Origin of the sequence: Paenibacillus sp. LHD-117, assembly GCF_030929555.1 — a bacterium.
Taxonomy (GTDB): Bacteria; Bacillota; Bacilli; order Paenibacillales; family Paenibacillaceae; genus Pristimantibacillus.
In genome coordinates this window covers 45,345-65,007 of the sequence record NZ_JAVFVT010000033.1, presented here as the reverse complement: position 1 = coordinate 65,007, position 19,663 = coordinate 45,345, and the positions used below count along the sequence as shown (strand labels likewise).

Genomic DNA, 19,663 nt, shown 5'->3' with positions numbered 1-19,663 from the left:
ATCTTCTCATATTCAACACGAATCTACATTTTCCTATTAATATATTGCTTAGAAAAGAAGCTTGGATTATATTGCCTAATTCCCGCTAGGGAAACGGGGGAACCACTCTGGGTGAATTGACTTCGACGTCTGGTTTTCTACAGCGCCTGTGAAGTCATAGGGAACCTTCAACCGAACCCCACAGCTAACCTCGTCGGCACCGGAAGGAGTAACACAAGTTGAAGAAGAAGATTAGCTCTGTTTTGCTGGGGCTTGTGCTTCTGCTGGCATTCCAGGCAGGAAGCGCATTCGCAAGCTCCGAGATGGACGGCATCATCGATGGTGTTGTCGGAACGCCTTACTCGTACGGCGGCACTACCGCAAGAGGTTTTGACTGCTCCGGATTTACCGGCTACGTCTTCGAGAAGATGGGCATCAACCTTCCTCGCAGATCCGTAGACCAAGCAACAGTAGGCACGAAAGTCGCCAAGGCGGATCTTCAACCGGGCGATCTGGTCTTCTTCGACACAAGCGGCAAAGTGGACGGCGGCATTTCTCATGTTGGCATCTACGTCGGCGACGGCAACTTCGCCCACACTTCCACGAGATACGGCGTTACGATCGAAGCCTTGAACGGTTCTTATTACAAATCGCGCTTCGTAACCGCGCGTCGCGTGATGGACGCAAAAGAATACGAGTCCTACGCTGTCGACGCCAAATGAGAAAAACTCCTATCGGAGTAATTCGAGGATGTGCGACCGCGTTTAAGCGGAAGTTTTTATCGCCAATCAGAAAGAACTTCTTTTACGCTTTATCGCTATAAAGAACTTAAACTTTCTGATGTGGTAATCAAAGCAAGGCTGCCTCTCCGATATGGCATATCGGGCAGGCAGCCTTCTTTTATCACTTAAGCAGCAAGTTTTCTTATATTTGAACGAAAAGCCGCTCCCGAACGGAGGAACAATCCTCGTCGGAGCGGCTTCTTACTTGCCTGCAGAGAATTCGTTAACGAGGTTCGGTCTGCGCAGGCGGGGAGAGCTTGAGCAACCGGCGTCCTTGCATGAGCATCGCCCCCAGCAGGAGCAGCATGACGACAACGAGGGAAGCCAAGTATCCGACCGTTAGCTCCACGTCGTAACGATCCATCAGCCAGCCGGTGATCCGCGGGAACAACGCCCCGCCGATGCCGCCGAATGCGACAAGCAAGCTGGTCGTACGCTCCGTCATGCCTGGCAGCAGCCCGTTGGCGTACACGAGCGCGATGCCGAAGATACCGGAGAAACATAAGCCGCTGAGCGCGATTAACGCGAGCATCCAGAACGTTCCGCCGAACAGCGTCATCATGCCGAACACCGCAGCCGCGCCTATCGTGGCAATCGTCAAATATTTGGCGTAACCGATCCGGTCGGCAATGATGCCCGCGAATAAGCGGCCGAGCACGACGGTACCCCAGAAGAGACTGAGCGACGCGGCCGCTCCCGCTTCCCCCATACCCGATCTGGTTATCAGGATCGAAGGAAGATAATTGGAGAAGCTCATCTCCATGCCGACATAGATAAGGAAGAACAAGGCGCTGAGCGCGAGGAAGGGCAGCATTTGGCCCGAATAGCCAAGCAAGCCCCGCCCGCCGCGTTTGCCCAACGTTCTCGCATTGCTTTGTTCGACGTCAACAGGCGAACCAACGCTTCCGCTTATGCCTATAACCCCTTCGCGGTCCGCATCCGCATCGCTTCTCTTCACAGTCATGCCTAGCTGGCCGTCTAATTCGCCGAAGGACATGGTCAGCCATAATACGAACGTGATGCCCGCCATGGCGGCGAGAATCGGGAACGACAGCTGCCATACATGCTGCCCAATCAAGTATGCCGCCGTTACTGGGATAATGAGGGCGCCGATTCCGAAAAACGTCTCCAGCCGGCTCATCGCCGATGCTTTCCCTTTCATCAGATCGATGACCGCCGCTCCGACGATCGCCTCCGTCATCCCGAAGCCGATCCCCGCGAGCGGCGCGAACGCCAGCATCCAGCCCCAAGGGAGCAGCAAGCTATAAGCCGCCTCGCTTACGGTCAGCAAGCCCATGGCCAGCAGGACGGCGCCGCGCTTCCCGATGCGCGAGGTCAATGTCGGCGCCAATAGGACACCCACCATGAAGCCGAGGAACTGGTTCATGATCCATTGTCCGCCATCCTTGTAGGTAACGCCGTAATAATCGATCAACTGCTCCAATATCGATCCGCCCACCACGTGGGCGATGCCAATGACGAGATACGATAAACAACCGATCCATAGCAGCTTCTTCACGTTGCCGATTCCCCTTACCCTATGTACGCACTAGGCAGCGTCCGTCTGTTATAATCAAATAATGATGAACCATTCAGATAACCAACCAAACCCTACTTATTATAAACCAAATCCGTCCGCGCTGACTATCGTGCCGCTGGAACCGGTTCATGCCGCTCAAGTTTGCGAATGGAAGTACGAGCCTCCCTATGAACGCTTCAACTGGCCAAGCTGGGAACAGATGCAAAAGGACGAAATCGAATTCGGCGATCCCGTCCTGCGGATGGAGCAATATGGCGCATTTCTGGACGAACGGCTTACGCTCATCGGTTATGCCCAGTTCTTCCCGATGGGTAACGTTACAAGGCTCGGACTGGGACTGCGTCCCGATCTATGCGGCCTGGGTTTAGGCCCCGCCGCCGTCCGCCGCATGGCGGAAGAAGCGCTCATGCGCTCGCCCGGGTGCGAGATCGACCTGGAAGTGCAAGTCTGGAATACGCGTGCGATTCGCGCCTACGAGAAGGCCGGCTTCGCCATTGCCGATACGTACTTGCGCCCGATGCCCGGAGAAGAGCGAATGGAGTTCTTCCACTGCATGGTCTTCGATCCGTCCTAATCTTCAAGCCCTGGGCTCTCCTCGTCTTTGCTGTCCGCGAACAAGATGAGACCGGGCCGGACGAGCACCGAGATGGTACGGATCCAGGCTCTCGAATCCAGATCGGTGTATGAGCGGGATACGATCGCTCGGCGGCTATCGTTCAACTGCACCAAATTCGGCACGAAGTACGGCCGCCAGCTCCAGTTGGCATGCCGATACTCTTCTTCGCGCTGCCACCCGCCATTCTCAGCGCGGCCGAAGTTGGCGGACAGCTGAATGCCCTCTTCATTGCAGATATAGACCTTCGAGCATTCCGGCCCCAAATTCGGAAGCAGCGATTCCAGCCATTCGTCGGCCGCCTCCGGCGTTTCGGCGTCCCGAACGATCGCTTGCAGCTGCTCTGCCAGCCGTTCCGCTTGCTGCTGCCATCTTCTCTCCGTCATGGCGAACCGCTTCAAATGCCGGTCCAGCTCGTTTTCGATGACGGGCGCGAAGCTGGATGCTTCAAGGAAATCAGCACCGGCTCGCGCGAAGAGATAACCCTGCACGTACCTCGCTCCGGACCTAATCGCCCGCTCCAAATCCTCTGTTGTCTCCACGCCTTCGAACAACAACGATGCCCCGATCTGTTCGGCAAGCTCGGAGAAGGATCGAAGCACGCCATAATAGCCGTTATGCGTCGCGCTTCGTTTCACCATGTGCATATCGATCTTCAGCAAGTTCGGCTGAATCTGCGCGATACGGTCGGCGCTGCTGAATCCGCTTCCGACGTCGTCGATCGCGATCAAGCAGCCTTGCGACCGATAGCGGTCGATGACCGACCGAAGGACATCCATCGAGCCCTGAAAGCTCTCCTCCGTAATTTCGATGACGATCCGCGATGGGTCCGCGTTATATCTGCTCAGGAGATCCAGCGTAAACAGCTCGCCCGTCTGTCCCTGCTGATAAATCCAAGCCGGCTTCAGGTTCAGGAAGAGAAGCGGGGGATTACGCACGAGTGCATGCTTCGCGATTGCCTGCTCCCGCAGCAGACGGTCCACCAGCAGATGATCCTCCATCGGGATGGAACCATCGCCGAAGAAGGGGCCCAGACTGCGCAGAGACTCCTTCCCTACCGCTCTCCCGAGAACTTCGTAACCTTCAATCCTCCGCGTATCGAGCGCGATGATGGGCTGATAGAAAGCCGCTATGGATTCCCCGTCCAATCGAAGCGCTTGCGGCAACGGGCCAGCCGAATGAGAACCTATCATGTTACTCTCCCCAGTGTCATGTGCATGTCAGCTAAAATGCCATATAGATTTGGTTCTATTCTAATGGAGAGCTTTAACGTTGTAAAGATTCGACAGAATTCGATTCGAATTTGTCACATTTGCCAAAGAGCGTCAGATCAATCGGATGATGTGAATGACGTTGTCACCTTGCATCACTTCTATAATATGATGTTTGTTGTTGTATACGATCTCGCCTTGTCCCACCTTAATCGCGGGATTCTCCCCGAGACCGAAGAATACATCGTCCGCCAGCGCCTCCATCACCTCGTGCCGGTCGGTCGGCGGCAGCGCCTCCCATTCGTCCGGCTCCATCTCGAAGAACGTATAGCTGCCTTCGATATCGCCTACAGCATTCGTCAAATCCTTCAATATATCCGCGTATTCGCGCGCGTGACGTACTCCCATTGTTCCACACATCTCCTTAAATTATGGTTCGCTGTCGATTACTATAATCTCAGAATACCCTTTTGACGATATAAATAGAAGTAGACAAGCGTAATATAGAAAACATACTGGACGGGGTGCATGATGAAAAACTCAACAATTATTGGTCTTGTGTTAGGTTTAGTCGCAGTGTTGGGCGGGATGGTGCTGAAAGGCGCACACTTGTCGTCGCTCCTTAATCCTGCTGCCTATATGATTATTATCCTAGGCACGGTCGCCGCCGTCATGGTTGCTTTCCCGATGTCCGAGCTGAAGAAGGTCGGGAAATTGTTCAAAATCGTGTTCTCGGAGCAAAAGCTGACCTCCCGCGAAGAGCTGATCAGCCGCTTCATGGAATGGGCGTCCATCACGCGCCGCGAAGGCTTGCTTGCCCTCGAAGCACGAGTCGACGAAATCGAAGACGCGTTTCTCCGCAACGGCATGCGCATGATCATCGACGGCAATGACCAGGATCTCGTACGCGACGTCTTGCTCGAAGATATCGCGGCGACGGAAGATCGCCACAAAGCAGGCGCATTAATTTTCACGCAAGCCGGAACCTACGCCCCTACGCTCGGAGTACTCGGAGCCGTTGTCGGCCTTGTCGCCGCGCTCTCCGAGATGAGCGACATGGATAAGCTCGCGCATGCGATCGCCGGCGCCTTTATCGCAACTCTACTAGGTATATTCACAGGTTATGTATTGTGGCATCCGATTGCCAATAAGCTGAAACGTATCTCCAAACAAGAGATTCAAATCCGGCTGATGATGCTGGAAGGGCTGCTGTCCATTCAATCCGGCGTCTCCACCATCGCGATTAATCAGAAGCTGTCCGTCTTCCTCACGCCGACGGAGCGTCAGCAGTTAAGAGAGAAGGAGGAAGGGGCCGTTGAGCAAAAAGCGTAAGCACGACGATCACGAAGAGCATGTGGACGAATCATGGCTCATTCCTTATGCCGACTTGCTGACTTTGCTACTTGCGCTCTTCATCGTGTTGTATTCCATGAATTCCATCGACGTGAAGAAATTCGAAGAGATGTCGCAAGCCTTCAGCATCGCGCTCAGCAACGGCAGCGGCGTGCTCGAGCTACCCTCCATCGTGCAGGAAGGCGAAGATCCGACCAAGAAAGAGAAGACCGGCGACGATAAAAAAGATGAGAAAAATCAGGAATCCGAGGCTCAGATGAACGAGCTCATTAAGCAAGAGCAAGCCGAGCTTGAGGATCTGAAGAAAAAGATCGACGATTATATCGATAAGAATGGCCTAACCTCCGATCTGGAGACGAAGCTGAACATGTCGCAGCTGCTCATTACGATCAGCGACAACGCCTTGTTCGCTCCGGCGCAAGCGAGCATCAAGCCGGAATCCAAGGAGCTTGCGACCGCCATCGCGACAATGCTGACGCAATATCCGAATTACGACGTCATCGTCGCCGGCCATACGGACGATACGCCGATCAACAACTTTCAGTTCCGCTCCAACTGGGATCTGAGCTCCATGCGCGCCGTTCGTTTCATGGATGTCATGCTGGAGAACAAGAAGCTGGATCCGAAACGATTCAGCGCGATCGGCTACGGCGAATACCATCCGGTCGCGGGGAACGATACGGCGGCGGGCAAGGCGAAGAACCGCCGCGTCGAAGTTTCGATCCTCCATACGTACGTGAATCAAGCGAACCCGCAAACCTTGAAGGTAGACGGCACTGCGGCTCAATAGCGGAAGTGCATAGATACAGCAAACAACCCGGCATACTTGATGCCGGGTTGTTTGCTTGTGAGCTCGCGCTCGTATTCGGTTGCTTACTGCGGACTGTATTGGAGCAAACCGAACAGCTCCCTGCGTTCGTCCTCCGTCAAATCGCGCCACTTGCCCACCGGCAGCTCGCCTAGATGGATGTTCATGATCCGAACGCGCTTCAGCTTGCGGACGTGATATCCGAACGCTTCGCACATTCTCCGAATTTGCCGATTGCGGCCTTCCGTCAAGATGATCCGGAACATCCGCTCGCCGGCTCGCGTCACCTTGCAAGGCAGCGTCAGGCTTCCGAGTATTTTGACGCCTTGGGACATGCCCTTCACGAAGGCGTCCGTGAGCGGCTTGTCCACCGTGACGATATATTCCTTCTCGTGTTTCCCTTCGGACCGAAGAATCGGGTTGACGACATCCCCGTCGTTCGTGAGCAGGATCAACCCTTCCGAATCCTTGTCGAGCCGTCCTATGGGGAAGATTCGTTCGGCATGGCCGACAAAACCCACGATATTTCCTTTGATATGGCTCTCCGACGTACTCGTAATGCCAACAGGCTTGTTTAATGCGATATAGACATGACGCCGCTGTTCGCCGATGCGCCTGCCGTTCACGCGAACGTCGTCGCCTTGTTCGGCCTGGCTGCCTAATATGGCAATCTCGCCGTTAATGGTTACTTTACCGCTTTCGACTAGCTTGTCCGCCTCCCGGCGGGAGCAGAAGCCGGTCTCGCTTATAAATTTATTGATTCTCACCGCTGTCTCACCTCGCTGTAGCGTATGCTACACTAACTTGTTTATTTCCGCAACATCGCGGCCATCGGTTCCAGCTCGTGGGACGGAATCACTGTCGGGATATCCCGCGTCGCCAGCGCCACCGACGCCATTGCCTGGGCAATGATCTCCGCGCGAACGGGCTTGTACTTGCGTGCCGGACCCGCGAATAAGAAGGAACCAGAGCCCATTAATCGTGATGCCACGCGCTCGCCCAGTCGGAATTCACTTCTGTCGCCGAGGATAAGGGACGGGCGGAAGAGATGGAGCGAACGAAACGACAGCGATTGGAGATCGGTCTCCAGCCTTCCTTTCACCTTGCTATAGAAGAACATGGAGCCCGTATCCGCCCCCGCCGCCGTTACGACCAACAACTTCTCCGCGCCTGCGCGCTTCGCCAGCTTGGCCAGCTCCATCGGATAATGGTAATCGACCCGCTCGAAATTCGCCTTGGATCCCGCTTTCTTCATTGTCGTGCCCAGCGCGCAGTAAACATCGGCTCCCGTGAACAGCTCCGCCGGCAACGCGCCGAGCTGCTCGTAATCGACGACAAGCTGGGTCAGTCTCGGATGCGCGATGTTGATTCTTCTACGCACAAGCACCGTAATTCCGTCATACCCTTTCTGTCCAAGCAGAAGCTTGACCAGCTCTCCGCCCACCAATCCTGTCGCACCGGCAATGATCGCTCTTCGCCCCATACTTGACCCTCTCCTTCTCTTTATGAGCTAGAGCTGCTATATTTACGCCGCTTAATGGCAAGTTTGCTTATTGCGCTGCCGGGAGATCTTCTTTCCGTTCCGGCTTCTGCGCAGGCAGCGTCACCTTTACGGATGTGCCGACATTCACCTGGCTCTGAATATCGAGCGTGCCCTGATGGCTGTTAATAATGCGCTGGCTCACCATGATGCCTAGCCCCGTGCCCGTCTCCTTCGCCGTGAAGAACGGATCTCCGATCTTCGAGATGAGCTCTTCCGGGATGCCGACGCCTTCGTCCGTAATGGAAATCGCGATGCGATCGCTCTTCCGCTGGATCGAGATATGAACGGAGCCGCCTCCGGGCATCGCTTCGATCGCGTTCTTAAGAAGATTGATGAACACTTGCTTCAATTGGTTCTCCTCGCAGGAGATTCGGCATTCTTCTTCCGTAATGACGGTCCTGAACTCGATGTTATGCAGATGCGCCTCGCTGTCGAGGAACACAAGCACGTCGTTCAGGACGTCCCTCACGTCTTTCGTCACGAATTTCGTCGCTTGCGGCTTCGCCAAGATCAGAAATTCGCCGACGATCAGGTTAATGCGGTCGAGCTCCGATAACATTAGATTGACGTGAGACACATTCAGCTTCTGGCTCTGCTGCTGCAGCTGCAGGAATCCGCGAAGCGTCGTGAGCGGATTACGAATTTCGTGCGCGACCCCCGCGGCGAGCTGGCCTACCGTCGTCAGCTTCTCCGAACGGCGAAGCAGCTCCTCCATTCGGTTGCGGCTGCGCATATCGCGGCAAATGCTCGCGAACGCCCGGATCGTACCGTCCGAATCCCGAATCGGAGACACCATGACGCTGACGGGAATGATTTCGCCGGACTTGGTCATGCGTACGGTCTCTTGGGCGGGAAGCTTCTTGCCCGCGAGCAGAAGGCCGATCATTTGGCGTTTCTCCATCCTGTGCGTATCGGGCACGGTGGGGAACCGCATCCCAAGCACCTCGGACTCTTCGTATCCGAACAGCTGCTCGAACGCTCGGTTGATTTGGATCACTTTGCCGTCCAAATCCATCAGATGAATCGCATCGTAGGAATGGTTAATGAACGACTCCAGATGTTCCTTCATCCGCCGGTTCTCTTCGAACGCCTTCCGGAGCTTGCTCATATAGATGCTAAGATTCTGGGACATTGCGTTAATCTTCAGCGCGAGCAAGCCGAATTCGTCCTTGCGCTTGATTTGGATCGGCTTATGGAACCGAACGGAAGATACTTCGTTAACCTTCCACAAAATATCCTTAAGCGGCCGGATCATGAACCCGACCAACACGTAAATCAATACCATCATCAGCAGCAGGAACAATCCCGTGAAGAGGAGGGCGTTATTTCGTTTCATTCCGACCATCTGGTTCATGATCGACTGGTCGTACACGATGCTGACGACGTAGCCCTGTAACTTTCCACTCGAATAGTAGCTGCGGAAATGAGGATCGCCGTTATACTTGGTTTCCTTATACTCGAAGGAATTGCCCTGCAGCGCTTGCGCGATGAAGGGATCGTTGTTAGCATCGATATAAGCGTATGTACCGAAAGCGATATCGTTCGAATCTTCCCGAAATACCGTGATTTCCTTAATCATTGGATTAACCCTGCGAATTTGCCGGAACATGGCCTCTAGGCCGGGAAGACTGTTTTCACCGTACGCGTTCGTCCGGTTCACGTAATCGGCTACGGCTTGCTCCGCTTGCTCGGCGGAATTGCGCATGGACTCGGCCATCAATTGCTTGAAACCTTGTACCATGGAATATTCGCTTACCAAGTGGTACAGAATGACAACGGATACCAGCATGAGCGAGATTGCCGCCGTCAGCTTGGACTTAATCGACAATGAACGACACATCCTTCGCGAGATGATCGGGGAGACTTGCGACTTTATGACTATCCACATTCCATTCACACTACCCACATACATTATACACAAACGTGGATGGATTGTGTGTAACTTTGTTGATAATCCGAAAGTTATCCACAGATTTATCCACTGCATGTTAACATCGGAATATTTGTTCGTTGAATAAATCAATCTATCGCTAGAATAGGAGCCCAACTATGAGAAGAGAGCAAGAAGATCGCGATTGGATGCTGGAAGCGATCGCAGAAGCCGAGAAAGCCGAAGCGATCGGCGAAGTTCCCATCGGCGCGGTCATCGTCCGGGACAATGAAATCATTGGGCGCGGACACAATCTCCGGGAGACCACGCATGACCCCACCGCTCACGCGGAGCTGGTCGCCATCCGCGACGCCTGCGACCGGATCGGCGCCTGGCGGCTGCTCGATTGTACACTGTACGTCACGCTGGAGCCTTGTCCCATGTGCGCCGGCGCCATTGTCCAATCCCGCGTGAAGCGCGTCGTCTACGGCACGGTCGATCCGAAGGCCGGCTGCGCCGGAACGCTTATGAACCTACTACAAGAGCCCCGTTTCAATCACGAAACGGAGCTCACAAGCGGCGTCCTGCAAGCGGAATGCGCTATGCTGCTTACCCGATTTTTCCGAAAGTTACGAAATCGTTGAGAAGCATCTATTTTTTTGTATCTCTTAGATTGGACGAATGCTCGAATTCCTCGCGTTGCAAATATTGCAGCGCGACGATGAGCTGGTCGGCCTCTTCGCTGATTGCGAGTACGGCCGGGTCTGTCAAACTGCCTCGCGCCTCGGCGATTTCGTGAAGCTTGAGCCTAAGCGATTGCAACTGAGTCAGCAGGTGTTGTTTATCCATAATCGCTTCGAGGCACACTCCTTATCTGGCAGACGTGTTAGGAATAGTTCCATTATACTCCGTCATAACCGAAGAGTTTGTAAAAACTTGTCGACGAATGGCTATAATTTTCAGGCATGTTTCGACAGCTGCGGGCATATATTCCTTTTTCGTAGATCCATAGACCTACACCTCTCTCTTCCCGATCTCCGGCGGCATCCGACCGCAATTGTAATATAAGAAGCGATGCAGTAAAATGTCTTCATATACTAATGGATAGCGGGTTGATCTCTTGTGAACAATAAAGCGGTTATTCTAGGTTGCAATTATTACATCGGCCTCAGCACCATCCGGTGTCTCGGCGAACATGGCATACATACCGTCGCTGTCGATTATTCGGAGAAACAAGCTTACGGCGCGCTGTCGAAATATACATCCGAACGCCTCATCTCCCCTCATTATAAGGACGAGACGAGCGCGTTCATCGCATTTCTGAAGGATTACGCGAAGAAACAGTCGGCCAAGCCCGTGCTGATTCCTTGCCACGACTCCTATGTCGAGGTGATCGACGAGTATCTGGACGAGCTTCGCGAGCTTTACTTGATCCCGCAGACGGAGCAAGGGCTGTATACGAAAGCCATGAACAAGGAAGTGCTCCACCGCATGGCGCAGGAGCATGGCGTGAACGTGCCGGAGACGGTCCGCGTCGGCGAAGAAGATTTCGCCCAGAAGATCGATGCCATGATTAAATTCCCTTGCGTCGTGAAGCCGACGGACTCGCCCTCCTTCGTAGCCAAGTTCAGACGCAAGCTGTTCAAGGTGCATAACCACGCAGAATTGAACGAAGCGCTGGAGAAGGCGAAGAAAGCCGGACTCGAAGTGATCGTCCAGCGAATCATTCCGGGCTTCGATGACCATATGTACACGTTCGACGCCTATTTGAATCAGGATTCCAAAGTGACGCACTGGCTCACTTGCCAGAAGTTCCGTCAATATCCGATCAACTTCGGCGCCTCGGTCTATACAGGCCAGCGCCATGTGCCCGAGTTGTTCGAGATCGGCGCTCCGTTCCTGGAGGCGATCGGCTGGAAGGGCTTCGCCGAGATCGAATTCAAGAAGGACGCGGAGACGGGACAGTATTATTTGATCGAAATTAACGTTCGGATTACGAACTTAAACAATTTATTATATGAAGTAGGCCTTAATTTCCCGTACATCACGTATAGGGAGCTGACCGGCTCGCCGGTTGAGCCGAAAGCGATCACGAAGAATACGGGACGCGTGTTCTGGTACTTCTACGAGGATATGCTCGCGGTACGCGACTATATCAAGACGAAGCAGCTGACGCCGGGGCAAGTGTTCCGTTCCCTGTTCAAGCCGAAGGCGAATGCCATCTGGCGCTGGAGCGACCCGAAGCCAGGCCTTGCCTACGCTTCTATCATTGGCGGCAAAGTCATGAGCAAGCTGATTCGTAAATAAGCTAATAGAAGAGAAGGGGCTGATGGCATGCTGCTGCGTTCCTTAATGGAAAAGCTGGATTTTGTCGCCCTGCAGGGCGAGCTTGACGTCGACATTATGTCGATCGCCTTCGATTCCCGTGAAGTGGCCGAAAATGGTCTGTTCGTCGCGATTGCGGGGTTTACCGTAGACGGACACGACTATGTAGCCAAAGCGATGGAGAACGGCGCCGCCGCGATCATCGTCGAACGAGACATCGCGCTTCAAGGCGTGCCTGCCTCCGTCACGGTGCTGAAAGTGCCGGATACGCGCAAGGCGCTGGCGCTTACCGCAGCCAAGTTCTACGGCGAACCTACCGAGAAGCTGAGCTTGATCGGCATTACCGGGACGAACGGGAAGACGTCGACGACTTATTTTATCAAATCGATTCTCGAAGGGACGAAACGTTCTGTCGGCGTCATCGGCACGATCGGCGCCATGATCGGCGACCGAACGTTATCGACGAAGTCGACGACGCCGACGACGCCGGAATCGCTCCATCTCCAGCATATGTTCGCGGACATGGCCCTGTCGGATGTCGACTACTGCGTTATGGAAGTCTCCTCGCATGCGCTTAGCTTGCAGAGGGCCGCGGCTTCCCGCTTCCGCATCGGCGTCTTCACGAATCTGACGCCCGACCACCTGGAGCTTCACCGGACGATGGAGGAATATTACGAGGCGAAGGCGATGCTCTTCGACCTGACGAGCGATTATAACGTCGTCAACATCGACGACGAGTATGGCCGCCGGCTGGCGGACAAGGTTCGCCATTACGACACCAAACTGATGACATACGGCATCGGGGACGGCTCATCCTCGGCATTGGCAGATGTGTTTGCGACGAATATCCGGTACGAGGCCGATCATACGACTTACGTAGCCCACACGCCTGCTGGCAAGGTAGACATTCGAGTGAACCTCCCAGGACTCATCTATGTGTACAATAGCTTGGCCGCAGTCGCATGCGCGTATTGCGAAGGCGTTTCTCTGGAGCAGATCGCCGCGGGCATTCGCGCCGTAGAGCGCATCAAAGGGCGGCTGGAGGTTGTCTACCAGGACGCGGACCGCAAAATCGTCATCGACTTCGCCCATACGGAAGACAGTCTCGAGAAGGCGCTCGCGACGCTTAGGCCGTTTACCAAAGGCCGGCTCATCCTCGTCTTCGGCGTCTACGCCGCGCCCGGCAAGGATGGCAGCGGCAAACGCGAGGCGATGGGCAAAGTGGCGGCGGAGCATGCCGACTTCTGCGTCGTCACTTCAGACAATCCGAAGAATCAGGATCCCGACGCGATCATCGCCGAAGTATCCGCCGCGGTGGAAGCCGCGGGCGGCAAGTACCGAGGCATCGTGGACCGCCGCGAAGCAATCGAATTCGCCATTGCCATGAGCGAGAAGGATGACGTCATCCTCATCGCCGGCAAAGGCCACGAGACGACGCAAGTGATCGGCAAGACGGAGATCCCGTTCAACGAAGCGGAGATCGTCAGCGAAATTATGAGCAGCCAAGCCTAACCGGCGGCTGCTTTTGTTGCCGGCGCTTCGCAACTATTTTGAAGAAAAAGTAGGTCATCACACATATGGAACATAAAAGCTTAGGCGTGATCGGGGGGATGGGCCCCAAGGCGACCGCCGTCTTCTTCGACAAAGTCATCGAGAACACGGCCGCCGACCGCGACCAGGAACATCTCGACATGATCATCCTGAACCATGCAACCGCTCCGGACCGCACGACCGTCATCCTCGAAGGCAGAGGCGAGCTGTTCCTGGAAGCGGTGGCGAAGGACTTGAAGCTGCTGGAGCTGGCCGGCGTATCCCATATCGCGATACCTTGCAATACATCCCATTACTTTTATGACGAAATGCAAGCCATGACGAGCGTCCCTATCATTCACATGGTAGAGGAGACGATCAAGCTCATCCACGATCAGTACGGCAAGGGCAGCCGCATCGGCATCCTGGCTACGAACGGCACGATCCGCAGTGGCATCTACGCCAAGGTGTGCGAGCAATACGGCATGGAGCTTCATGTGCATGACGATCGAATCCAAGAACAGACGATGAAAATCATTTATACAAACGTGAAGAGCAACATGGACTTCTCCCCGGATGAACTCGAAGCTTTGATCGACGAGTTGGTCGTGAACCAAGGCTGCCGCTGCGTCATCCTTGCCTGCACCGAGTTATCCTGCATCAAGCTCAGCCGCCAATCGGCCGAAGTCAGCGTCGACGCCATGCAAGTATTGGTGGAGAAGTCGATTACCTTATCCGGCAAACAATTAAAAGCCATCGACGTTTAGGCGTCGAGGGCTTTTTTTGAAATATAAGAAAGTATAAGTTTCACCTTGGACAAATCCGATGACATAAGACAAGCCCCCCTCCCATAGCTTAAAATAAACAACAGCTTTGCGGAGGGATGCTGCGCATGGACGAGAAAGCCTGGTTCGAACATCGGTTCTGGCTGCAAATATTGGGCGACCACTCGAGATTCATCTATAACGCCTTGTCGCCGAAAGAATTAATCGATATCCGGAGAGCCGCGCAGTTCATCACCATGTTCGACACGCTGCTGAAGCAAGCCAGAGAACAGTCCGTCTCTCTTTCCGAAATGAACGGCAAAGGGTTGGAGGCGGCGACGCAGCTCCGCGCGTTCAAGCTTGAATTGCTGGATCGGCAGCTGCTGGGGAAAGTCACCGTCGCCATGTCGCCCTCGTTCTTTAACCATATGGTCAACGAGCTGGAAGAGTATTTGCGCGTCTTGAATTCCCTGCTGGAGGGGAAAGGCGTTCCGACGTTCCCTTCCCTGCATCACGATCTGTTATGGCTGCCGGACGCGGCCGGCCATGCCGGAGCGATCGCGGCGGACCTCGACGGCGTCGAGAAAAGGCTGATCGAGCAGAGCCAGAAGTTCGAGAAACATTTTAACCAATATTATCTGAAGGCAATCGAGCTCGCGGGGTACTTCCGCACCATGCGGGAGCAATACCCCGCGCTTCGCAAATTCCATTCCGACGTCAATCTGGAGATGGCGGTGTTCATGACGTTCCTGAAGGAGATCGAAGAGCTGGAGCTCACCGAAGAGCTGCTCAGCCGCATCGACCCGCTTATGCCCAACCATATGTTCCGAGAGGAATGTTATTACTTGCGGAAGCTGTTCGAAAACGGGGACATCAAGGAGCCGGACTGCGATCCGGCGAAGCCGAGGGTGGAATAATCTATCGGCATATCTTTGAAGCTGCGCCAGCAGTTGCGGCGGTTGCGGGTTGCACGTCCAGAAAGACTCGTGTTAAAATAACTAATGTTGCGCGCCCGTAGCTCAGCAGGATAGAGCGACAGTTTCCTAAACTGCAGGTCGTACGTTCGAATCGTATCGGGCGCGCCATATATAAACATTCAAGAACCGCACTGGTGTGCGGTTCTTTTTTTGTTTTTGTAGGCGTGTGCGCGGGAGGGACTTGTAGGGACGGTTGTCCATTGTTGTTCGGTAGGACAGCAGGAGGACAAAGGAAACATGTCCATGATTAGAAGTAACTGGGCTACAAAATATTTTTTTGTAATATGGCAACAAAATCAAGAAAGGAAGTGTTTATTGTATAGGCAGCCTCAAGATGAGTTCGACTCAAGACCTATCACTACAGAGGCAACTGTCGTTTTAGAAATCGCTCAAAATAATGACAGCGTGCCATTCGAGACAATAAATTATACCGATTAGGGTTAGAGGTTCTTAATAATAAATTGTCGAGTGATATGCAGTTGATTTCGCATTTAGTCATCACGCCACAGCAAAAAAGGAGGCTTCACAAGCAACTCGCTACCTTTTTCTCCTTCGGCTTATTCAATCCATCCTTCATCAGAAGGGGAGTTCCACTTCATAATAATACGCGAATCACCTCATACTTTTTGTACGAAGACATCACAGTGAATTCGATATTTTTGAAAGTTGTTCTATATCTATTTTTTCTCCAAATCCAGCCGACAGTTTAGGCACAATCATTTTGATATACACTATCTTTATATATTAAATATTCATTTACAAAAAAAGAAATGCATGCTATTCTTGCCATAAGTAGGTAATATTTCTTATGCGGACATATGATCCTACATTCTATTAATGGAGGTATTGTGAATGTGTCTTAAGCCACTCGTCAAACACGGAACCGTTTTTTTAATCAGCGCTGTCTTGGGAATAGCCTTTTTCTTCTTTTCACAAGACTCAGTTCACGCAGCAACGACCAATCAAACAATATTATTTTCTAATGTCGGAGGGGGGACAGGGGAGGTTCCAGCCACATCAAACACCGTGCTTAGAACTGGGAAGAATGTTGATGGGTATACTATGGTCAAAGTCGATGATCTAGTTCAAATCTTAGGTGCAACTTTTACATCCGAATCCAGTGGAAACACATGGAAGATTACCCGTAATGGACAGATTATCAGGTTTGTTAATGGATCAACATCCTTCACAACCGAAAATCAGTATACAATAAATTATCCTGCCACCAGCACTAATAAAACTAACACGTTAACTTGGTCCGGCACCACAGAAAAGGCTGCACAAATGATTGATGGCGTTCGTTATGTTCGATTGACGGCAGCAGCGTTTCAATTAGGTTCCTTGGTTATCCACTATGATTCTGCATCAGATCAAGTAAAGGTTTTTGATTTCAGAGTTAATAGCACTACTCCTTTCGCTGATTCTAATCATTATATTGTAGGTGGACCATGGATCACCAACTGGACGACTTCCCTCGGAACTACACAACTTTCAGATAATTTTAAAGTTAATGAAGTATGGTGTACATCTGCCTATACAAGTGGAACTGCTTATCACAGACAACTAAAGTTTTCTGTGAATCAGTTACAGTCTCTGGAGAACGTAAGATTCCACTATAATGGGAACTCATCCATGTCTGTGTCTAGTGCATTCCGTTCATGGAAAAATAATAGTACAACGGATGGTTCATGGGACAGAAGTTTTCACATGCGTGGACGTGCATTCGACGCTGGCGGACAAAGCTTATACAACAGTGTATATAATGAATTCAAATATACAAGCAGTACTCCCATTGCTGTAGGCACTTCATACTGGAGAACTAGAGTGTCAAATGGAAAATCTGGAGGGTACGAAATTGAGACAATGCCACGTGACGGTTCTTATTGGTTGCATCTTCAGCGTCAACCGGGATATGACACTGCTCAATTTGGTCCGTAACTAAATTACAGATGAAGAGGTGTACTTATGAAAAAATTAACTCTTAAACTAACTGTGCCAATTCTATTATTATTCGTTTTGGTGGCTGCCTTATTTTATGTCATTACGATTTATACGAATTCAAATCAACCAAGCGCAATCGATACTACAACACCTGGTTCTTCGGTTACTGAATCGCCTGCCAGCAAGGATCCTCGCGATGAAGTTGTAAAAACCTATCTTTCACTCATGGAGCAGGAGAAATACTCTGAAATGCGGGAGCTATGGCCAAATGCGAGTGCAGGCAACACAGAGTCTGATCCCAATGAGGCAGGCACACTACCCGATAAAATTCCTCCACAAAATCATGCCGAACTAGATTTTACTCCATTTTATAAATATCAACATGATTCGGTCGTATCCCTTTTTGGAGAAAATGCTTGGCAGAATGTAGATTATGAATTCACAAAGATACCGGCACCAGACCATAAAGCAAAAATGATTGAGAAAAGTACGGGTAAAGAAATTTCTTACGAAGAATCTGTACGACTCAATCAAGAATATTGGAAAAAAGTAATTGAAGAAAACAATTGGACTGAGAAAGATGTTTTTTCTCCTGAAGGGGTAGAAGAAACACAAGCAGAAAGAGAACAACGAGAAAAAAACCATGCGAAATATATTGATGGAGAGCCTACTGAGTATGTAGTTGAGGAGCTTTACGAAAGTTATGTAGTCGATTTTAAGTTTGGAGGAAAACAAGCGGCAGAATCGGGGGAACATCAATTTAAGATTACGATTATAAACCCGGATGGAAAATGGGTCGTCTTCGATATGCTCACTTGGAATCCGCCTATTTCGGAACATAATGGTGATAAATAGACCCTATACCTTTGAGGAACAGAGTGGTCTTAAGCCGACTGCTCTGTTTCTTCTACCCAGATGCAAGCTGGGTAGAAGAATACATTCGGTCTTAGGATATCTTGCCCTTTTAATTACAGCCAGTTTTATTAAAGTAAGCGTCAAATCTTCCCCACCTTCGAATCGCGCAGTCGCTATGAGATAATCCTCCTCAGAAGCCAATCAGAGGAGGATTTTTCTATGGGTAGAGACGAGATTCGAATGAAATGGGAAGTGCAGATCAAGGCGTTCCGTGCAAGTGGCCAGAAGGCAACCCATTGGTGCAAAGCCAACCACAATTAATCGCCGTCAGCTTTACGCTTGGATGAAGAAGCTAGACGCATTCTGCTTCGGACATCATTCGGATTTACAGAATGCGTGGGGATTGTCGAATGCCGCATAATTGACAGGCGTATGCGCGGCGGGAGAGACGTAGCGTTGACAAGAAAATCCGCATCTCCCGATCGAGAACATCCTTCCGAGACGTTTAGAATGGAAAAGGATCGTTCCCCATCTTCTCCTTCATGGCGTGGCCCGTTTCCACGACGGCAAGAAGCAAGCCTCTATCCCTCAGCCTCTTATACCAGCTGAAGCCCGAGCTTCCGAGCCCGACCATTATCGCCTTCAATCGCGTTGCTCTTTTCTTCTCCCCATCGTTATTATCATCTTGCAACATCGCGATGATCTTCCGGGTCCGCTTACGTGGACGAATGGCCTTCGCAGCCGTACCTTCGGGCGGCGCTCCGGTACAGCCACTCCTCCGCCGTATGAAGCGCCGTCTCTTCGTCTAACCAGCCCGACTCCATCTGCTCCCACAAAAACTCTGCCGCAATCCGCTTGATCGCCCATACCTTGCCGAAGCACCATTCGATGTTGCACGCATCCGATACGACGATGGAGCTTTGACTGGCGGGAAGCGCCTCACAGCCGATACTGCATACTGTCCCGATATGTGCTTCTGCGAAAATTAAACCACCACATCCCCCCCCCCCGACGTGACGTTCGGGAAATCCCAGGCGGCTTGCACCGCATCCAGATTGTTCAGATTCGAGGCCGGTACTAGCTCGAATGCGCAGCGGTAGGTGTCGAATAGTGCCGACAGCTTCAGAATCCGCTGCGTATCGTTCGCCGGTACGGCCTCCCCGCACCAGGAACGTTCGACTCCCAGAAAGAACTGGACGAACAAGCCGTTCCGCGCGGCTCCGGCGCATACTTCATGCAGCAGCTCCATCAAAATTTCGTCCCCGCTGCTGCCTGGACCAATCGTGTAGCGGCGATTGACGCTTGCGGCATATGCCGGAAAAGTGTTCATAATGCCCGGGCAGCCCGACTCCTTGTAGGCATCGAGGTTATGCCTGATCTCTGCGCGCACCGAGCGTATCCCCGACCAGGTGCGAATGCGTGTCGAATACGTCCATGCCCATCACTTTATCGTAGAACGCCAACTTGTCTTCTTCGGTTCGTTCTCTCATCTTGCCATCCCTCCGCCATACTTATTTCGCTTCCGTCAATCGGTACACCGACCGAGACAATTTCCTATTCAGTCTATGCCGG

The 19,663-nt window shown here is 52.3% G+C and carries 22 protein-coding genes, 1 tRNA gene and 1 riboswitch; of the genes, 13 read left to right on the top strand and 10 right to left on the bottom strand.

Going from position 1 to position 19,663, the window contains the following annotated elements; translation table 11 throughout:
* The first annotated feature begins 62 nt into the window (after positions 1-62).
* Positions 63-214, top strand: a riboswitch (cyclic di-AMP (ydaO/yuaA leader).
* 4 nt (positions 215-218) lie between these two features.
* On the top strand, positions 219-701 hold the full coding sequence (locus RB620_RS22630) for a C40 family peptidase (RefSeq protein WP_308098349.1): 483 nt from the start codon (positions 219-221) through the stop codon (positions 699-701).
* 283 nt (positions 702-984) lie between these two features.
* Here RB620_RS22630 and RB620_RS22625 read toward each other — a convergent pair whose 3' ends face one another.
* Entirely contained in the window at positions 985-2,280 is a 1,296-nt protein-coding gene (locus RB620_RS22625; protein ID WP_308098347.1) for an MFS transporter, read from the bottom strand.
* A gap of 61 nt (positions 2,281-2,341) precedes the next feature.
* Here RB620_RS22625 and RB620_RS22620 point away from each other — a divergent pair, with 61 nt between their 5' ends.
* Positions 2,342-2,875 carry a GNAT family N-acetyltransferase gene (locus tag RB620_RS22620; RefSeq protein ID WP_308098345.1) on the top strand — a complete coding sequence of 178 codons (534 nt, stop codon included), beginning with the start codon at positions 2,342-2,344 and terminating at the stop codon, positions 2,873-2,875.
* On the opposite strand, the gene RB620_RS22615 is transcribed toward RB620_RS22620, so the two are convergent.
* Both RB620_RS22615 and RB620_RS22610 read right to left on the bottom strand, forming a co-directional pair.
* On the bottom strand, positions 2,872-4,107 hold the full coding sequence (locus tag RB620_RS22615) for an EAL domain-containing protein (protein ID WP_308098343.1): 1,236 nt from the start codon (positions 4,105-4,107) through the stop codon (positions 2,872-2,874). The two genes, RB620_RS22620 and RB620_RS22615, sit on opposite strands and share 4 nt — an antisense overlap.
* A 132-nt stretch (positions 4,108-4,239) precedes the next feature.
* Positions 4,240-4,533: a hypothetical protein gene (locus RB620_RS22610; RefSeq protein ID WP_308098341.1), complete on the bottom strand. Its 294-nt coding sequence runs from the start codon at positions 4,531-4,533 to the stop codon at positions 4,240-4,242.
* Positions 4,534-4,656: 123 nt separating this feature from the next.
* Between RB620_RS22610 and motA the strand changes: the two genes are divergently transcribed.
* Both motA and motB read left to right on the top strand, forming a co-directional pair.
* Positions 4,657-5,457, top strand: a complete 801-nt coding sequence (motA, locus tag RB620_RS22605) for a flagellar motor stator protein MotA (RefSeq protein ID WP_308098338.1) — start codon at positions 4,657-4,659, stop codon at positions 5,455-5,457.
* Positions 5,441-6,268: a flagellar motor protein MotB gene (gene motB, locus RB620_RS22600; protein ID WP_308098335.1), complete on the top strand. Its 828-nt coding sequence runs from the start codon at positions 5,441-5,443 to the stop codon at positions 6,266-6,268. Before motA ends, motB begins: the two co-directional genes overlap by 17 nt.
* Positions 6,269-6,351: 83 nt before the next feature.
* On the opposite strand, the gene rluF is transcribed toward motB, so the two are convergent.
* The 3 genes from rluF to RB620_RS22585 form a co-directional block, all read right to left on the bottom strand.
* Positions 6,352-7,053 carry a 23S rRNA pseudouridine(2604) synthase RluF gene (rluF, locus tag RB620_RS22595; protein ID WP_308098333.1) on the bottom strand — a complete coding sequence of 234 codons (702 nt, stop codon included), beginning with the start codon at positions 7,051-7,053 and terminating at the stop codon, positions 6,352-6,354.
* Positions 7,054-7,094: 41 nt separating this feature from the next.
* The gene (locus tag RB620_RS22590; protein WP_308098331.1) at positions 7,095-7,769 is read right to left on the bottom strand and encodes an NAD(P)H-binding protein; all 675 of its coding nucleotides are present in this window, start codon (positions 7,767-7,769) and stop codon (positions 7,095-7,097) included.
* A 67-nt stretch (positions 7,770-7,836) separates the two neighbouring features.
* On the bottom strand, positions 7,837-9,657 hold the full coding sequence (locus RB620_RS22585; RefSeq protein ID WP_308098329.1) for a PAS domain S-box protein: 1,821 nt from the start codon (positions 9,655-9,657) through the stop codon (positions 7,837-7,839).
* Between the two features lie 221 nt (positions 9,658-9,878).
* Here RB620_RS22585 and tadA point away from each other — a divergent pair, with 221 nt between their 5' ends.
* Positions 9,879-10,343 carry a tRNA adenosine(34) deaminase TadA gene (tadA, locus tag RB620_RS22580; RefSeq protein WP_308098327.1) on the top strand — a complete coding sequence of 155 codons (465 nt, stop codon included), beginning with the start codon at positions 9,879-9,881 and terminating at the stop codon, positions 10,341-10,343.
* 7 nt (positions 10,344-10,350) lie between these two features.
* Here the strand turns inward: tadA and RB620_RS22575 are convergent, their stop codons facing one another.
* Entirely contained in the window at positions 10,351-10,548 is a 198-nt protein-coding gene (locus RB620_RS22575; RefSeq protein ID WP_308098325.1) for a Spo0E family sporulation regulatory protein-aspartic acid phosphatase, read from the bottom strand.
* 273 nt (positions 10,549-10,821) lie between these two features.
* Between RB620_RS22575 and RB620_RS22570 the strand changes: the two genes are divergently transcribed.
* From RB620_RS22570 to RB620_RS22535, 8 genes are all read left to right on the top strand, one after another.
* A complete protein-coding gene (locus RB620_RS22570; RefSeq protein WP_308098324.1) occupies positions 10,822-12,006 on the top strand; it encodes a carboxylate--amine ligase in 1,185 nt (394 codons plus the stop codon).
* 27 nt (positions 12,007-12,033) lie between these two features.
* The gene (locus RB620_RS22565; RefSeq protein ID WP_308098323.1) at positions 12,034-13,536 is read left to right on the top strand and encodes a UDP-N-acetylmuramoyl-L-alanyl-D-glutamate--2,6-diaminopimelate ligase; all 1,503 of its coding nucleotides are present in this window, start codon (positions 12,034-12,036) and stop codon (positions 13,534-13,536) included.
* Positions 13,537-13,601: 65 nt separating this feature from the next.
* Positions 13,602-14,321, top strand: coding sequence for a cysteate racemase (gene cuyB / locus RB620_RS22560; RefSeq protein WP_308098321.1), 720 nt, complete (start codon positions 13,602-13,604; stop codon positions 14,319-14,321).
* Between the two features lie 125 nt (positions 14,322-14,446).
* Positions 14,447-15,235: a DUF2935 domain-containing protein gene (locus RB620_RS22555; RefSeq protein WP_308098319.1), complete on the top strand. Its 789-nt coding sequence runs from the start codon at positions 14,447-14,449 to the stop codon at positions 15,233-15,235.
* 91 nt (positions 15,236-15,326) lie between these two features.
* A tRNA-Arg gene (locus tag RB620_RS22550) sits at positions 15,327-15,403 on the top strand.
* Between the two features lie 129 nt (positions 15,404-15,532).
* Entirely contained in the window at positions 15,533-15,733 is a 201-nt protein-coding gene (locus RB620_RS22545) for a hypothetical protein (RefSeq protein WP_308098317.1), read from the top strand.
* A gap of 414 nt (positions 15,734-16,147) precedes the next feature.
* Positions 16,148-17,233 (top strand): D-Ala-D-Ala carboxypeptidase family metallohydrolase, encoded by a 1,086-nt coding sequence (locus RB620_RS22540; protein WP_308098315.1) that lies wholly within the window; start codon positions 16,148-16,150, stop codon positions 17,231-17,233.
* 27 nt (positions 17,234-17,260) lie between these two features.
* Positions 17,261-18,091, top strand: a complete 831-nt coding sequence (locus RB620_RS22535) for a hypothetical protein (RefSeq protein WP_308098313.1) — start codon at positions 17,261-17,263, stop codon at positions 18,089-18,091.
* Between the two features lie 505 nt (positions 18,092-18,596).
* On the opposite strand, the gene RB620_RS22530 is transcribed toward RB620_RS22535, so the two are convergent.
* The 3 genes from RB620_RS22530 to RB620_RS22520 all read right to left on the bottom strand — a co-directional run bounded on the left by RB620_RS22530 (position 18,597) and on the right by RB620_RS22520 (position 19,581).
* A complete protein-coding gene (locus RB620_RS22530; RefSeq protein WP_308098312.1) occupies positions 18,597-18,785 on the bottom strand; it encodes a hypothetical protein in 189 nt (62 codons plus the stop codon).
* 291 nt (positions 18,786-19,076) lie between these two features.
* Positions 19,077-19,481 carry a hypothetical protein gene (locus RB620_RS22525; protein WP_308098310.1) on the bottom strand — a complete coding sequence of 135 codons (405 nt, stop codon included), beginning with the start codon at positions 19,479-19,481 and terminating at the stop codon, positions 19,077-19,079.
* Positions 19,459-19,581 carry a hypothetical protein gene (locus tag RB620_RS22520; RefSeq protein WP_308098308.1) on the bottom strand — a complete coding sequence of 41 codons (123 nt, stop codon included), beginning with the start codon at positions 19,579-19,581 and terminating at the stop codon, positions 19,459-19,461. The genes RB620_RS22525 and RB620_RS22520 overlap by 23 nt, the downstream gene beginning before the upstream one ends.
* Positions 19,582-19,663 lie beyond the last annotated feature (82 nt).

What these genes read in the sequence shown, in the direction of transcription:
- motA (WP_308098338.1), top strand. Translation starts at nt 4,657, where the DNA reads ATGAAAAACTCAACAATTATTGGTCTTGTGTTAGGTTTAGTCGCAGTG.
- RB620_RS22575 (WP_308098325.1), bottom strand. Translation starts at nt 10,548, where the DNA reads ATGGATAAACAACACCTGCTGACTCAGTTGCAATCGCTTAGGCTCAAG.
- RB620_RS22520 (WP_308098308.1), bottom strand. Translation starts at nt 19,581, where the DNA reads ATGAGAGAACGAACCGAAGAAGACAAGTTGGCGTTCTACGATAAAGTG.
- RB620_RS22545 (WP_308098317.1), top strand. Translation starts at nt 15,533, where the DNA reads ATGTCCATGATTAGAAGTAACTGGGCTACAAAATATTTTTTTGTAATA.
- RB620_RS22555 (WP_308098319.1), top strand. Translation starts at nt 14,447, where the DNA reads ATGGACGAGAAAGCCTGGTTCGAACATCGGTTCTGGCTGCAAATATTG.
- RB620_RS22590 (WP_308098331.1), bottom strand. Translation starts at nt 7,769, where the DNA reads ATGGGGCGAAGAGCGATCATTGCCGGTGCGACAGGATTGGTGGGCGGA.
- cuyB (WP_308098321.1), top strand. Translation starts at nt 13,602, where the DNA reads ATGGAACATAAAAGCTTAGGCGTGATCGGGGGGATGGGCCCCAAGGCG.
- RB620_RS22565 (WP_308098323.1), top strand. Translation starts at nt 12,034, where the DNA reads ATGCTGCTGCGTTCCTTAATGGAAAAGCTGGATTTTGTCGCCCTGCAG.
- RB620_RS22615 (WP_308098343.1), bottom strand. Translation starts at nt 4,107, where the DNA reads ATGATAGGTTCTCATTCGGCTGGCCCGTTGCCGCAAGCGCTTCGATTG.
- RB620_RS22620 (WP_308098345.1), top strand. Translation starts at nt 2,342, where the DNA reads ATGATGAACCATTCAGATAACCAACCAAACCCTACTTATTATAAACCA.
- RB620_RS22535 (WP_308098313.1), top strand. Translation starts at nt 17,261, where the DNA reads ATGAAAAAATTAACTCTTAAACTAACTGTGCCAATTCTATTATTATTC.
- RB620_RS22530 (WP_308098312.1), bottom strand. Translation starts at nt 18,785, where the DNA reads ATGTTGCAAGATGATAATAACGATGGGGAGAAGAAAAGAGCAACGCGA.
- RB620_RS22610 (WP_308098341.1), bottom strand. Translation starts at nt 4,533, where the DNA reads ATGGGAGTACGTCACGCGCGCGAATACGCGGATATATTGAAGGATTTG.
- tadA (WP_308098327.1), top strand. Translation starts at nt 9,879, where the DNA reads ATGAGAAGAGAGCAAGAAGATCGCGATTGGATGCTGGAAGCGATCGCA.
- RB620_RS22540 (WP_308098315.1), top strand. Translation starts at nt 16,148, where the DNA reads ATGTGTCTTAAGCCACTCGTCAAACACGGAACCGTTTTTTTAATCAGC.